Source organism: Brevibacillus panacihumi (assembly GCF_003710985.1).
Classification (GTDB): domain Bacteria; phylum Bacillota; class Bacilli; order Brevibacillales; family Brevibacillaceae; genus Brevibacillus; species Brevibacillus panacihumi.
In genome coordinates this window covers 21,897-35,682 of record NZ_RHHT01000046.1, presented here as the reverse complement: position 1 = coordinate 35,682, position 13,786 = coordinate 21,897, and the positions used below count along the sequence as shown (strand labels likewise).

General features: G+C 51.8%; 19 protein-coding genes. 6 read left to right on the top strand and 13 right to left on the bottom strand.

Features of this window, described 5'->3' with window-relative positions:
* Nucleotides 1-7 precede the first annotated feature (7 nt).
* Entirely contained in the window at nt 8-691 is a 684-nt protein-coding gene (modB, locus tag EDM58_RS18970; RefSeq protein WP_122914709.1) for a molybdate ABC transporter permease subunit, read from the top strand.
* 14 nt (nt 692-705) lie between these two features.
* A complete protein-coding gene (locus tag EDM58_RS18965; protein ID WP_122914708.1) occupies nt 706-1,362 on the top strand; it encodes an ATP-binding cassette domain-containing protein in 657 nt (218 codons plus the stop codon).
* A 77-nt stretch (nt 1,363-1,439) separates the two neighbouring features.
* Here EDM58_RS18965 and EDM58_RS18960 read toward each other — a convergent pair whose 3' ends face one another.
* The 4 genes from EDM58_RS18960 to EDM58_RS18945 form a co-directional block, all read right to left on the bottom strand.
* On the bottom strand, nt 1,440-2,204 hold the full coding sequence (locus EDM58_RS18960) for a LamB/YcsF family protein (protein ID WP_122914707.1): 765 nt from the start codon (nt 2,202-2,204) through the stop codon (nt 1,440-1,442).
* Nucleotides 2,205-2,358: 154 nt separating this feature from the next.
* Nucleotides 2,359-2,703 (bottom strand): YlbG family protein, encoded by a 345-nt coding sequence (locus EDM58_RS18955; protein WP_023554606.1) that lies wholly within the window; start codon nt 2,701-2,703, stop codon nt 2,359-2,361.
* 62 nt (nt 2,704-2,765) lie between these two features.
* Nucleotides 2,766-3,218, bottom strand: a complete 453-nt coding sequence (locus EDM58_RS18950; RefSeq protein ID WP_122914706.1) for a YlbF/YmcA family competence regulator — start codon at nt 3,216-3,218, stop codon at nt 2,766-2,768.
* A gap of 56 nt (nt 3,219-3,274) precedes the next feature.
* Complete coding sequence (locus EDM58_RS18945) at nt 3,275-5,185, bottom strand: hypothetical protein (protein ID WP_122914800.1); 1,911 nt, start codon at nt 5,183-5,185, stop codon at nt 3,275-3,277.
* A gap of 65 nt (nt 5,186-5,250) precedes the next feature.
* Between EDM58_RS18945 and EDM58_RS18940 the strand changes: the two genes are divergently transcribed.
* Nucleotides 5,251-5,694: a protease complex subunit PrcB family protein gene (locus tag EDM58_RS18940; protein ID WP_122914705.1), complete on the top strand. Its 444-nt coding sequence runs from the start codon at nt 5,251-5,253 to the stop codon at nt 5,692-5,694.
* A gap of 98 nt (nt 5,695-5,792) precedes the next feature.
* On the opposite strand, the gene EDM58_RS18935 is transcribed toward EDM58_RS18940, so the two are convergent.
* The 7 genes from EDM58_RS18935 to EDM58_RS18905 form a co-directional block, all read right to left on the bottom strand.
* On the bottom strand, nt 5,793-6,224 hold the full coding sequence (locus EDM58_RS18935) for a hypothetical protein (protein ID WP_122914704.1): 432 nt from the start codon (nt 6,222-6,224) through the stop codon (nt 5,793-5,795).
* Nucleotides 6,225-6,275: 51 nt separating this feature from the next.
* Complete coding sequence (locus EDM58_RS18930) at nt 6,276-6,845, bottom strand: manganese catalase family protein (protein WP_023554611.1); 570 nt, start codon at nt 6,843-6,845, stop codon at nt 6,276-6,278.
* A gap of 21 nt (nt 6,846-6,866) precedes the next feature.
* Nucleotides 6,867-7,139 (bottom strand): spore coat protein CotJB, encoded by a 273-nt coding sequence (locus tag EDM58_RS18925; protein WP_122914703.1) that lies wholly within the window; start codon nt 7,137-7,139, stop codon nt 6,867-6,869.
* Nucleotide 7,140: 1 nt separating this feature from the next.
* A complete protein-coding gene (locus EDM58_RS18920) occupies nt 7,141-7,365 on the bottom strand; it encodes a spore coat associated protein CotJA (RefSeq protein WP_023554613.1) in 225 nt (74 codons plus the stop codon).
* A 113-nt stretch (nt 7,366-7,478) separates the two neighbouring features.
* Nucleotides 7,479-8,195 (bottom strand): thermonuclease family protein, encoded by a 717-nt coding sequence (locus tag EDM58_RS18915; RefSeq protein ID WP_122914702.1) that lies wholly within the window; start codon nt 8,193-8,195, stop codon nt 7,479-7,481.
* Between the two features lie 330 nt (nt 8,196-8,525).
* Nucleotides 8,526-9,575 carry a MerR family transcriptional regulator gene (locus EDM58_RS18910; protein WP_122914701.1) on the bottom strand — a complete coding sequence of 350 codons (1,050 nt, stop codon included), beginning with the start codon at nt 9,573-9,575 and terminating at the stop codon, nt 8,526-8,528.
* A gap of 134 nt (nt 9,576-9,709) precedes the next feature.
* Nucleotides 9,710-10,150, bottom strand: a complete 441-nt coding sequence (locus tag EDM58_RS18905; protein ID WP_122914700.1) for a CBS domain-containing protein — start codon at nt 10,148-10,150, stop codon at nt 9,710-9,712.
* 175 nt (nt 10,151-10,325) lie between these two features.
* On the opposite strand from EDM58_RS18905, the gene EDM58_RS18900 reads away from it, so the two are divergent.
* Nucleotides 10,326-10,670: a YugN family protein gene (locus EDM58_RS18900; protein WP_122914699.1), complete on the top strand. Its 345-nt coding sequence runs from the start codon at nt 10,326-10,328 to the stop codon at nt 10,668-10,670.
* 82 nt (nt 10,671-10,752) lie between these two features.
* Nucleotides 10,753-11,925, top strand: coding sequence for a putative lipid II flippase FtsW (gene ftsW / locus EDM58_RS18895; RefSeq protein WP_122914799.1), 1,173 nt, complete (start codon nt 10,753-10,755; stop codon nt 11,923-11,925).
* A gap of 68 nt (nt 11,926-11,993) precedes the next feature.
* On the opposite strand, the gene EDM58_RS18890 is transcribed toward ftsW, so the two are convergent.
* The gene (locus tag EDM58_RS18890) at nt 11,994-12,323 is read right to left on the bottom strand and encodes an Asp23/Gls24 family envelope stress response protein (RefSeq protein WP_122914698.1); all 330 of its coding nucleotides are present in this window, start codon (nt 12,321-12,323) and stop codon (nt 11,994-11,996) included.
* A gap of 249 nt (nt 12,324-12,572) precedes the next feature.
* Between EDM58_RS18890 and sleB the strand changes: the two genes are divergently transcribed.
* The gene (gene sleB / locus EDM58_RS18885; RefSeq protein WP_122914697.1) at nt 12,573-13,331 is read left to right on the top strand and encodes a spore cortex-lytic enzyme; all 759 of its coding nucleotides are present in this window, start codon (nt 12,573-12,575) and stop codon (nt 13,329-13,331) included.
* Between the two features lie 125 nt (nt 13,332-13,456).
* Here sleB and EDM58_RS18880 read toward each other — a convergent pair whose 3' ends face one another.
* The gene (locus EDM58_RS18880; RefSeq protein WP_122914696.1) at nt 13,457-13,714 is read right to left on the bottom strand and encodes a hypothetical protein; all 258 of its coding nucleotides are present in this window, start codon (nt 13,712-13,714) and stop codon (nt 13,457-13,459) included.
* Nucleotides 13,715-13,786 lie beyond the last annotated feature (72 nt).

The following is a 13,786-nucleotide window of genomic DNA, read 5'->3' as shown; positions in this document are numbered from 1 at the left end:
GCAGCGTATGGAAACCAATTTGACGCCATTGCTCTTATCCTTACAGGTTGCCGTGCTTTCCACCTCCATCGTATTTGTAATCGGCATCGCGCTAGCCCGTTGTATGACAAGACGTCACTTTTTCGGCAAGCATGTCCTGGAGTCTTTTTTTCTGTTGCCACTCGTCCTCCCGCCGACAGTCGTCGGCTTCGGTCTTCTTCTCCTGTTTGGGAAAAACGGCTTTCTTGGCAAACTGCTGGACCAGTGGTTTGGAATTACCGTCGTGTTTACCCTGACTGGGGCCGTGATCGCATCTATCGTCGTCTCCTTTCCCCTGATGTATCAAAGCGCGGTCGCCGCCTTCACCAGTGTAGATCGGCGTCTGGAGGATGCAGCGCGGACCATGGGAGCTTCTGAATGGCGCTTGTTCTGGACAGTCGTCTTTCCGTTGGCATGGCCCGGATTGCTGGCTGGCTTCGTCCTCTCCTTTGCACGTGGTCTGGGAGAGTTTGGGGCGACCCTGATGCTTGCCGGCTATTTGCCCGGCAGAACGGATACGATCCCGGTCGCCATCTATTTCGCTGTGGAATCAGGGCAGATGGAGAAAGCGATGTTTTGGGTCATCATCATCGTCGCGCTCGGGATGAGCACAACGCTATGGCTCAATTGGTGGAGCAGGCGGAATCTGCGCCGCTATGCGAATCAAAAATAAAGCAGGTGGTCAACATGTTGACGGTCTCCATACAAAAACAGCTTCCTGATTTTCTTCTGGACGTCTGTTTTGCCATACAGAAAGAGATCGTCGTCTTATTCGGTCCCTCCGGCTCCGGGAAAACGACGATTCTCAACAGCATCGCCGGGCTTGTCACACCCGATGCAGGCATGATCCGGCTGGGAGACACCCTTTTTTACGAGCATGGAACCAAAGCGCTTCCTGTACAAAAGCGAAATATCGGCTACGTCTTTCAAGACTACGCGCTTTTTCCCCATATGACCGTCGCCCAAAACATTCGCTACGGGGTCAAAGAAGGAAAAGAAGTAGGGCTGGATGAGTTGGTCGCTACCGTAGGCATTGGCCATTTGCTCGACAAGTACCCGCATCAGATCTCCGGGGGGCAAAAACAGCGTGTGGCACTCGTCCGCGCTCTGGCCACCAAGCCCGATTTGCTGCTTCTTGACGAACCCCTTTCTGCACTCGATGCGGATACGCGCAAGGAATGCCAAGATGAATTGCTTCGTTTGCAAGCAGTGTGGAAAATCCCCTTTTTAATGGTGACACATGACCGGGAAGAGGCCGAACGCTTGGCTGATATTATTTTGACGATAGAAAACGGTAAACTGACAGGAGAAAAACGGGGCGCCCGCGATCTCGCAACAAGGTAGCAGAAAAATGAAAAAGCCGTGAAGCGGGGTTCGCATCGGGTGCGAAATCCTTGCTTCACGGCTTTTTGGTTGATATTCTATTTTGCTGTAATCGGTTCAATGGTGACATCATGCTGTTTCGCCCAACGATGCAGGTCGGCGAGAAACGGAATGACATCGTGGCTCTCGTGATGGACGCACAACGTGTCCGCAGCCAGGTCGATGTGCTGTCCGTTTACGGTCATCACCCGCTGATGCAGAACCAATTGCCTCGTCTGCTCCATCCGCTCGTCCTTGCTGATCAGCACACTGCCTTCCAGCTCACGCGGAGCGAGTCTTCCGTTCGGCAGGTACGCCCGGTCAGCAAACACCTCTTCTGCGACCTGCAAGCCGTGCTCCAGGCCCGCTTCGACCAGCTTGCTGCCAGACAATGCGTAGAGGATCAATTCCTCGTCAATATCCGCTACGGCACGGACAACCGCCTCGGCCAGCTCGGGCCGCTCAGCGGCCTCATTGTACAGCGCGCCATGCAGTTTGACGTGATGCAGCTCCCCGCCGAGCGCTTTGGTCATTCCCGAAAGCGCCGCCACCTGATACAAGACCAGTTCGTACACTTCCGTAGACGACAAGTTCATGGGGCGGCGGCCAAACCCATGGATGTCTGCATATCCCGGATGCGCCCCTATTTTTACTTGCTGCCTCAGCGCAGCGTCAATCGTCCGGCGAATGATGTGAGGATCGCCCGCGTGCAAGCCGCAGGCAATATTGACCGAGGTCACCCACTTCAAAATGCCCAGATCTTCTGCTTGCCGCCCTCTGCCGAAGCACTCGGCCATATCGCAGTTAATGTCAAGTTGTATCATCTATGTACACTCCCTTCCTGGTATGATCTATATTCCCCTCGATGAAAACGCATACATGAGCGTTGTAATCGCTTTTCGTCTCTCTTTAGCATACCATGTACGAGACCTGGGCAAAAGCAGAAAAGCTGCCGAAACATGGCAGCTTCCCAACATCTTATGGCGAGGCAACCTTCGTGTGAATGCTCTCCTCGTTCAACAACGTCTCCGCTAAAGCCATCACTTGGCTCTTTTCTTGTTTGTAATCGTATTCCTTTGCCTTGTCCGGTCTCGCATTATTGTACTCCACCGGGATCTCATGCCGATGGGAACGTTCCACTTTGGTCACGAAATGAAGCTTTTCCATGATGCGGATCGTCTCGTCGATCTGATTGGCGTCCACGTACATCGAGACGTAGTGCAGCCGCTTGGAGATGTAATGAATGGTGCCAAATTTGCGTAAATTTTTGGCTGCGCGTGTGTTCTTTACCCACACGGCGACCCCCAGCCGTCGATCTCTCATGTTTGGTCGTCGGTCTCCTTCCCAAACGATGGTATGTGATTGGCAAGCCTCGGGCGGATGCATTAGTGCTTTTTCACACTGCATCCGCAACTGCCGCCTGTACCGCAACCGCTGCTCTTCGCTTCCAGAAACGGGTTGTTGCTCGGGACCTTAATCGTCTCTGACACGGCGTCGGCAATCGTGCGGCTGACCTGGTACAACAATTCATCCAGCCGCTCCTCGGCACGTTTGAAAGCCTGTACCGAATCCCTCAGCTCGATCGTGCGCTTCAACTCGCGCACTTCCTTGGATATATGGTTGAAATCGGGATGGTACTTCCCGAATCGTTGTACATCCTCGTACTGTTCTTTCTTCTTCTCAAACAAGGAAAGCAGCCGCTGCACTTCCGCGTCCTCTTCCATCGCTTGCTTGGCCTGCAGGTACTCCGAGACCTCGCGCGACTGGTTAATCATCGTGGACAGTTCGTAGGACTCCATGATCAACGCAGTTACGTCCGCTGTTTGCAATGACTCCATTATGGCGAAGCCTCCCTTCTCTATCATCAAGGTCATGCTTTTTTATTGTACCACGATCATTTCTCTTCGTACAGAAAATCAGGCACCAGGATGCGCACTCGGCCAATGTCATCAAGCCGCATGCGTTTTTTGCCATTTCGTCCAGCGATGGTGACCATCCAATACCCCATTTCGACGCACAGGTCGCTTGGCTTGCCGCTCCACGTCGATGGCCCGTCTGACTGCAATTCCACATCCAGCTGCAATTCAGTGGCTCGCTTGAACAAGTCACGCAGCGATTGAGGATGGTAGGATTGCATATGCTGTGTCCAAACCTTGGGCAAAGCAGTAATCCGAGCCACCTCGTCTCCCAGATCCGGAAACGTGTTTTCGACCGCATACCCCTCCCAAGGCTGCGACACTTGTATCAGACCGACGCGGGTTTGCTCATCCTGCCTGTCATAGTGGTTCTTCTTCACCTCATCAGCTGTGTCGAGCAGATGCGGCTCATAGCCGTAATGCCGTAGCAGATCGACCCATCTCCCATGCTCCTCTGCGGTAAGCAGGAATTCTGTAGGCGAGAGAAGTTGTTTTAAAAACGGTTGAAAATCCGCCATTTCCTTCCACTCAGCCAAAAAGCCCGGATGTGCTGTCCTCACTCGATAAACCGGTTCGATCTGGATTTGTCGGGCAGTCTTTGCCCAGTGGCTGACCAATTCCCCGATCGCATCCGGCAAGGGATGGATGCAATGAGCCTGAAGCAAGCCAATGATTTGTGTCTCATCTCCCCCCGCTGTCAGATAGGCTTGTACGGACTTGTCCTGTAATTCCGCGCGCAGAAGAGTGCCGTCCGACTGGATCGTACAAAAATCACTAAGCTTCCAGATGGCCTGCAAGGGAACGAGCGGGGGAATCGTAACCTCTCCGGATGGATCAACATACCAGCCTTCCTGCTCTTCGGCTCGCGCCATCACATTCCAGCGCCAATAGATTTGCTCCTTCTCATCAATCCCGAGCTGGACCCAGCCGAGTCCTCCCAGAAGATGCAGCCATTGCTCAGCAACTTTCTTGCCGGCCTCAACGGGTACGTCAAATCCTGCTTCTCTTAGCATGCTCAATTGCGCTTCCAACGAACACCACTGATCGGCAGGCGCCTGATCCATGACGCAGACCATGGCATCCCACCAAGGCTCTTGTGGCAGATACTGCTCACAGACGATGCGGTACATGTCACTGAAGCGGCTTGACGGAGATTGGCTCAACCAGCGCCCTATCCGCTCTTCGTCAAGTGCGAGAAGGCGGTCGCGTTCCCAGACAAGCCCCAGCTTCCAAGCCAAATCCAGAGCGATCAGCAATTCTCGTCCTGCTGGCGGCTCCGTCTCCCAGGCAGGAAGCTGCAAGCCTTGAAGATGCACGTCCTCGATCGTCAGAAGTTCTGCCATTTTTTGCTGGTAACGGCGATGGACCGTCCCTTTTTGGGTGACGGGGATCTCGTGATCGCGGATGAAGATCAATAATCCAATAAGATCCAGATGAATCCCTCTGCCTGCTGGTATATAATAAGGGAGCGTTTTCGACAGCGTCACATAAGCCGCATCTGGTTCCGGAAGCAGACATCCTGTCAAATGCTCCCGGATTTCATGCGGCATCATATAACCGATTTCACTCCACATTTTTCTCACGGTAATCACAATGCCCAATCTGCGCAGCCTTGTGAGCCCGACAGACATGAGACGTTGCTCTTTGATTGAGACCTTTTCCCAATCCCGTCTTGTAAAAAAGCCTCTCGGGGCAAATTGGACAAACTGTCTGATGACGCTGCGCTCCCATTCACTGGAATGCTCCCATACATGCTGCGCAAAAGCCGGGTCGGCCAAGCGGTCGAATAAAGGCTCCTGCGTATCCAAGCCAAAGCGGCGGGCATGCTCTTGTAAGATTGCCTGCTGCGTCGTCTCGGACAAATATTCTAGTGAATCCTGTAAGTGCACTTCTGCCACCTCAACTTTTTCTCTTTCGGTCATAGATAGAATACACAACAAATGGAGGGATTTTCATGTTAGCCATGCTGCCCGGTTTGTTGCTTGCCGCCACTCTTGGCGCATCCGTAGGAACACCAGCGTTGCCTTCTACTCATCCTACCCCAAGTGCTGCGATGAATAAAGAGCTTGCGCAGGACGGCTTTTCCCAAGAAAGCGCAGTCGCTTCTTATCCGCCTGCTGTCAAGCAAGCCTTGAAAAAGGTTCGGAAAAGCGGCGGTTACACCTTGGTTCGGGCAAACGGCAAAACCTATGTCGTGATCGGTGCAGGCCCAAAACCGACTGGAGGCTATCGCCTGGTCGCTGATCCGGTCAAGAAAACGGCTCCGCATCAGTACAGCCTGCTCGTACGCTTGCAAGCGCCTGCAGCCGGTACCATGAAAACACAGGTTATTTCCTACCCGACACTGGTAGTTGCGGTTCCTGATCAACAAGCAAATGTAAACGTCCAAGTGCGTTAAGATTGATATACGCTTACCAAAAAAGCCGACACTCGCAGCGCCATCTGGCCCTTCGGATGTCGGCTTTTCTTCAGTGGAGTCCTCTAATACACTCCCCGCTACGGTTTGACCTCAATATGAAACCGCTGTGAAACCCCATACGAATCGTGATTGTTGTGAGCCAATTCCACCATGACCTCATGCTTTCCTGCCGCGATGTCTTTCAGCACATATGTCGGTTCAAATACCTTGGCTACTTTCTTTCCGTCAAGATAAAGATGGACATGGCCTTCTCCAGGGCGGTTTTCCTTGCCCATATTCTCCAGCGAGAAAGAAAAATGATTGACCGCAAGCTGCAAATGCAGGTCATCTTCCTTCAGCGTATACTTCACGTCGAGGGTAGGAGGCTGCTGATGAGAGCCTATTTCTTCGACCGCTTCTACGGGTGATGCCGTCTCGGAGGAATCCTTGTTTACATAGAGCAGCGTTTCGACGCAAGCGGCGAAAGCGATCAAAAGCAACAAGCGAAAGAGAAAACGTTTGGCTTTCATGGGGATACTCCTTTCCAAAATCCGTTATCCCCAGTCTGCCCAAATCACCGCTTAAAAAACCTTCTTGCGCTGCTGATCTTCCTTCAAAATTTCGACCGCTTCCCTAAAGCGCAACGAATGGACGATTTCCCGCTCGCGCAAAAACCGCAGACTGTCCTGCAGATCGACGTCATCCGTCATATCGATCAGCCATTGGTACGTCGCGCGCGCTTTTTCCTCCGCAGCAATGTCTTCGTACAGGTCTGCGATCGGATCGCCCTTGGCTTGGATATAGCTCGCCGTCCACGGCACTCCTGATGCATTTTCGTAGAACAGCGCCTTGTCATGATTCGCATAATGCGCCCCAAGGCCTGCCTCCCTCAATTGGTCCGGGGTCGCATCCTTGGTCAGCTTGTAGACCATCGTCGCGATCATTTCCAAATGGGCAAACTCCTCTGTCCCAATATCTGTCAAAAGCCCGATCACCTTGTCAGGTATCGTGTAGCGTTGATTCAGGTATCGCAGCGCCGCAGCCAACTCGCCGTCTGCACCGCCGTATTGCTCAATCAAAAACTTTGCCATCTGAGGGTCGCACTTGCTGACGCGAACAGGGTATTGCAGTTTTTTCTCATAGATCCACATAACCTCTTTGATCCCCTCTTTCTATACTTGCCAAGGCCAGGGAACATTGTTCCACTGCCAAGGGTACCCGGAATAGCTGTGGCCAAAATTGAGCAGCGGACCATACAAAGATTCAAACTCCTGCGCGATGGCCCAGCGCTGTTCCGCTTGTTGGTTGAACTGTTCGAGTGCGTTGCTGTCTGTCGGATGCGTATCCAGGTACAGGTTCAGTTCGACCAATACAAAGTCGATGGCTTGCAGTTGTTCCAGCAGTTCATAGTAGCGTTTGTCGCCTGGTTGATTTGCGGAATTCATGTTACCCCTCCAATCCTTCTTGATCCCCACGACCGGAATAAGGACTGTACAAGGCAGGCCATAGCGTGCCAAGCCTCAACGCTTCCATCGGGGAAAACTGGGGTAAATTCTCCGGTTGAAAACCTATGAACAACTGAGGGTTAACTTGGTAGGTCTTGACGCGGATCGGCGGACAAGGATCAAATGGACTAATGTACGGATAGTAGACGCGAATCTGTGAATACAATACTTACTCCCCCTCCCAGGAACTAGGTATCTGACTAGTCACATTACCTTATGTAACCTGCCCTGGGATGGTGATGGGCATCTGCCTAATCGCAAACCGGCATCTTGCTGTCCCTATCGTTTGGGAGCGCGGTAACCGGCCGCCTGCGCTTCCTCTTCTGTCGCGAACCACTCTTCAGGGTTCGTCCGATCGTAGTTGGCAGAGCCGGGGACGTGATAGATTTTCTCACCCTTGGAATTGATATTGCCTTTAATCAGCTTGCCTTCCGGTGCTTCTGGGGACTGAGCTGATTTTTTCGATTCACCGGAAGTGTTGGTCTTCTTCCCGGAGGATTCCTTCGCCTGGCTCTCCTCCAACGCCCATAACCCGCGATTTTGCTCACGAGCCTCCCGTTCCGCCTCCAAAAACAGATCAGCGTGCGCGACATTGGGCGGTATCGTCATAATCCGGGCGTAGCCCTCCCGAACCAGCTTTTCGTTGACAAAACTTCCATCAGGCAAATAGACGTAGGCGAGCAATCTGCCGTATCGGTCTTTTACTTCGACATCAAACTTTAAGGTCACTTGTTTGCCCGTCAAAAGCTCTTTGGAGTAATCGCTTGCTTCCTTGCCATATGGCTGCACGGGAGTGTTTGGTTTTACGGTTTCCGGCGTATCTACGCCGATCATGCGGACTTTTTCCCCGCCAGACAGTTCGAACGTATCGCCATCCACTACCCTTTTTATTGTCGCTTCCATTTCTCCATTTGGCTTGGGCTGTTGATCAGCGGCACATGCGGTTCCTACGAGCATCGCCACCACCATCATTCCTGCCAGCATCCATCGTTTCATTCTCCTGCTCCTCTCTTGGGGTGTTTTGCACTGTGTACAAGGGTAGTGGAAGAAGGCACAGTGGTCAAGAGAGAGGAAAACGTAAAAACGACCCCGCGATTAAGGTCGTTTTGTCTATACTTCCAGATATTAATCTCGATCGGCGTTGAACAAGAAGAACAGCACCGCGACGACGATGATGATCCACAGCAATTCATCATTATCACGATCAAAAAAACCGTCGAACAGACCCATTGCCGAGTCCTCCTTTCCCTTCTCGCTACAGCCTATGCAAAAACCTGGATGCGTGTCATTGCATGGAAGAGCCCAAAAGAAAAAAAGAAGTAAGACTCACCGAGGCATAGCCAAAAGGAGGTGAACATAGCGGGTCAGTCTTTTCGCATGGACCTCAAAGCCCAAGTCCTGAAGACCGTCGATCAGGCGGGAGCGGTCGGCATACCATTTGTCTTCGATGAGGCGTATGGCTTCTTCTTCCCCTGCATCGCGCAAAGCTCGCAGATGCTTAGTCCGTTCCGTCTGATCCTCGAACATCAAATCGGCAATCGCCAATCTCCCGCCCGGCTTGAGAACGCGGCTGAATTCCGCCAGCGCGAGCAGCTTCTGTTCATCCGTAAGATGGTTCATGGCATAGCTCGTCACGACAAAGTCAAAGCCGTTCTCCAGAAAGGGAATCGCAAAAAACGTACCCAGCTTCGTCGGAACGAACGGATGCTTTTGTCTGCATCTTTGCAGCATTTGCAAGGATTGGTCAAAACCGCACATCTGGATTCCCCGCCGGGCAAAACGGCTCGCCAGATTCCCCGTGCCGATTCCTGCGTCCAGCCCCTGTTCTCCCTTCTGCGGGTTCACGGCTGCTACGACTGTATCAAGCACGAATTCATAATTTTCATGCGGATTAAAACCCTCCCGCTCACCCAAAACAAGCTCATCGTAATGGTCTGCGATCTGATCGAAATTCCATCGATCCACCCAATTGTCCCGCGTCTGCCGCAGCCGCTTGTTGCCCTCCGCCAGCTCGTACAAGGCAGCGGCATCCATTACTCCATCGTGCTTGACGCGTTCGATCATGGTCTCCGTCGTTTGAATCAATTTGCTCATTTCGACCCATCGGCTATAGAGCACAGACCGCTGCAATTCCAAATGCTGCAGGAGACTCCCCTGATGATCCTCCATTTTTTCCATTACCATGCGAATATCCTCAATCTGCATGCCAACCTCCCGCAACGTGACGATGGTCTGCAGCTTCCAGACGTCCTCTTCGGTAAAATGGCGATAGCCCGACTCGTCCGCTTTCTGCGGCTTGATCAGTCCTTTTTCCTCATAGTAGCGTATGGCTCGCGGCGTGATTTGCAGGCGAGCAGCCATATCCTTGATCAGCATCCGGTTCCTCCCCGTCCCTTTCACTCCAGAACATCATGCCTGTACCAGTATCATAAACCTTGCCGTCGCGTGAAGGTACAGAAAAAAGCTGCCGACAAACGCCGACAGCTAGACAGATTGGTAATGGGTGCAGGTTAGGACTGGGTAGGCTGGGAGATTTCCCGAATCGCCTCGTTTGTTTCATCCTGATGAACTTCACGAACAGCCATGTCAGCGATGGCTACAATGCCTACGAGCTTGCCGTTTTCGACCACCGGCAGACGGCGAATTTGGTGCTGGGCCATAATTTTCGCAGCTTCGTCTACCGTCATGCCCGGCTGACCGAGGATGATGTCGCGTGACATGACTTGCTCAATAGCAGCCGATCCCTGGCGCTTCTCGGCCAGTCCGCGGATGACGATGTCACGGTCCGTAATCACTCCGATGACGTCGTCCTTCTCGTCCACCACCGGGATCACGCCTACGTTCCAGTCACGCATTTTGCAGGCTACCTCGTATACATTATCCTTAAGCGTCACTGTCGCTACATCTTTGGTCATGATTTCACGCAGGGTACGATTTTCTACTTTTGCCATTCCTTCTCCTCCTTTTTCTAAGAGACGTTTTGTAGTGTGTCCAACTGCCAAACCTGTCATTCAGAGAGCGAAAAGGTAGGAGATCTCTTGACAAGAGCGAACTATGCATTGCGCTTCTTGCCAAAAGATACTATATTAATAAGTGAAAATCTCACCTTGTGTAGGAGGAAAAATAATGGTTATCAAGGATAGCGGGATTGGCACAAAGGAAGTTTTCTTCGCCGATCTTGAGCATTACATGAGTGATCTTGGCTTTGACCGCGGCGCATGGGATTACAAACACGCTACATACGATTATAAAATCGAAGATAAAGGCAATACCTACTATTTGCGTATCGAAGCTACCGTTACCAAAGGCAAGCTGGAAGATACCCACGCAGAGCTGAAGCTGGAGGAGCCATACCTGGGCAAGCACCTTTTCCCGCATGGTTTCGACTACGACTGCAACATGCCGGACTCTGTCGTTCAAACAGCGAAAAGCAAACTGAAATTGCTCAATGAAAAACTGTCTTCCCATTAAGAATCGCCATTAATTCCACAGACTGTTAGCAGGTGCAGAGAGGTATCCCCTCTCTGTTTCACGTAGAAGGGGGTTTTCGATGATGAAGACACGGGGCGTTCCCGATTTTTTGCTCCTGTTTTTGACTGCCCTGCTTGTTGGATTTGGTTTGCTGATGGTACTTAGCGCCAGCTCGATTTTTGCCCTGACCAGCTTCACAGCGCATGGCTGCAGTTACTGCAACGGCGATGAATTGTATTTTGTAAAAAGACAAATTGTCTTTTTGCTGCTTGGCATTTTCGGCATGCTGGTTGCCATGAATATCCCCTTCTCCTTTTATAAACGCAATTTTTTGGGGATTGCCCTCATCAGCTTACTTGCATTATTTCTGGTACTCATACCGGGAATCGGGATAAAAATCAACGGGGCACGCTCCTGGTTCAACCTGGGGATCGCCAACCTTCAGCCTGCCGAATTTGCCAAACTGGGCTTGATCTTGTACCTGGCTGCAATTATCAGCAAGAAAGGGGACGGCATACGCAGGCTGAAGTCTGGCCTCATGCCACCACTGGTCATTACCGGATTGTTTTTTCTGCTGATCGCCCTTCAGCCTGACTTGGGCTCTGCCGCGATCCTTCTCGGGGTCGCACTGGTCATTCTGATCTGCGGCGGTGCCAGAATCATTCAGTTGATCGGAATCGGCTTGCCGACTGTCAGTGTCGCGCTCTTTGCCTATATCAGCACAAAAGACTACGCGATCAACCGGATCAATTCCTATTTGGACCCTTGGAGCGATCCACTGCATACGGGCTACAACATCATTCAGTCCTGGATTGCCATCGCCCACGGGGGCATTTCCGGAACCGGCTTTGGCAGGAGCATTCAAAAGTATCTGTACCTGCCGGAAGCGCATACCGATTTTATTTTCTCCATCATTTCGGAAGAGCTCGGTTTTATCGGCGCCACACTCTTTTTACTTGTGTACCTGCTTTATCTGCTTCGCGGAATCCATATCTGCCTGCGCGTCAAGGATACGTTTGCCAGCCTGGTCGGAATCGGCGTCATTACCATGATCGGCTTGCAAGCGATGATCAACATCGGTGGCGTAACCGGGTTGATTCCCTTGACAGGCGTCCCGCTGCCATTTATCAGCTATGGCGGGTCCTCTCTCCTGGTGTGTCTGATCGCCACAGGAATCTTGCTGTCGGTATCGCGGGAAGTAAGCCGTCAGAAGATAGAAGAGCAGCTTCAGCAGCAACACTCCTTTTCGATGTAAAGAGAGCTATCCTTGTTGTCTATCAGAACCTTTGACAACGGGATAGCTCTTTTTTTGATGGAATTCTCTCACAATTCGATAGTATCGACGCGGACATTGATCGCTTCCACAAAAAGTCCGGTAATATGCTCCACCGTCTCCTTCACCTTTTTCTGCAAGGTGCTGCATGCATGATGTATCGGAATGCCATAACGAACGGAAATACGCAAATCAATTGTAACCCTGCCGTCCAGAATGGAAACATTGATGCCTTTCGTTCCGCCCTGGATTTTCTTTGCCAGATCCTGATACAAGCCTCCAGAACGCACCGAAACATCCGCCACTTCTTCAACCGCCACACCAGCCACGACTGCGACAACATTGTCAGCTATTCTGATTTCACCGATATTGTCCGCCATCTGGACGCCCTCCTTTTCGCCCGAATCCTTCCTGCTTTCCGATTTTTCTTTCATTATAAACAATCACAGCTTGGGCTTGAAAGAAATTTCTCTGCTTTTTTGTCGAAGATCGTCTCCAAAATTTTACTATGCAAGCCCTGCGAAAACTGGGAATCCTATAGCCTGAAGAGGTCTTGAGAACCATACCTGTGAACCATATGTAAACGGCTAACCCAGGTATAGTCAGTCATGATAAGGAGTGGATTTTTCATGAATCGGCCTGTAAAATGGCTTATCGCTTTCCTGCTCGTCGGGGGTCTGTTGACGACAGCATCCGTTCTTTCTCCCGCACGTTCTGATGCCTTTAGCGAGCAAATTGTAAAAGTAGGCGCGGAAGGCAAGGACGTCCGGGAGATGCAGGGACGACTGAAGCTTCTCGGTTTCTACACGGGAAAAGTGGACGGTGTTTTTGGCTGGCGTTCGTACTGGGCATTGCGCAACTTCCAATACGAATTCGGGTTGAACGTAGACGGCGTACTCGGTCCAAAAACAAAGCTGAAGCTCTACAATGCTACCACGCACTACAAACCGACAGCGGAGGAGCTAGGCGTTCCCCAAACGGCTCAGCCAGCTGCCCCTCAACAAAATCAAACCCAATATGCGGCAAAGGGCATTTCCAGCAATGACCTGAGGTTGATGGCAAATGCCGTGTACGGTGAATCTCGCGGTGAACCTTATATTGGCCAGGTGGCAGTCGCCGCGGTCATCCTGAATCGGACCAAGAGCCCTTCCTTCCCCAACACGCCCGCTGCTGTCATCTTCGAGCCGCGTGCTTTTACAGCGGTAGCAGACGGGCAGATCTGGCTGACACCCAACGAGACGGCATCCAGAGCTGTCCAGGATGCATTGAAAGGTTGGGACCCTACAGGAGGAGCCTTGTACTACTTTAACCCCGATACGGCTACCTCTGGCTGGATCTGGTCTCGCCCGCAAATCAAAAAAATCGGCAAGCATATCTTCTGCCGATAAAAAAAGGCACATGCAAGGTGTCCGTCAGGCTGTCGTCGATCTCGACAGCCTTTTTATATACTGAAAAAAGCATCCCTACCTACCACTCGTAGTGATAAGGGATGCTTTTGAGTCACCAAGCCGGTTTACCCGCGCTGTCCTTGCATGTGTTCCGCCATTTTCGCAAAGCGTTCTTCCGGTTCCGTGGTTCCGCACACGCCGCATTGCACCATGAAGGCTTCACCCTTGTAAGGCTGATGAAACATGTCCAGCTCTTCCGTACTCAACTCCGCTACCACTTCTCCCGTCTGCGGGTCGAGTCGCATATAGCGCGGGGTCTGTTCAATGACAGTGAATCTCATGCGATTGGATTTGCAGGTAGGACAGAGCAATGGTCTGGTCATGATTGCCACCTCCCAATAATGTTCACCGATTAGTTTCCTTCCAGAAGAGGAAAGCTATACCCACATCCCCTG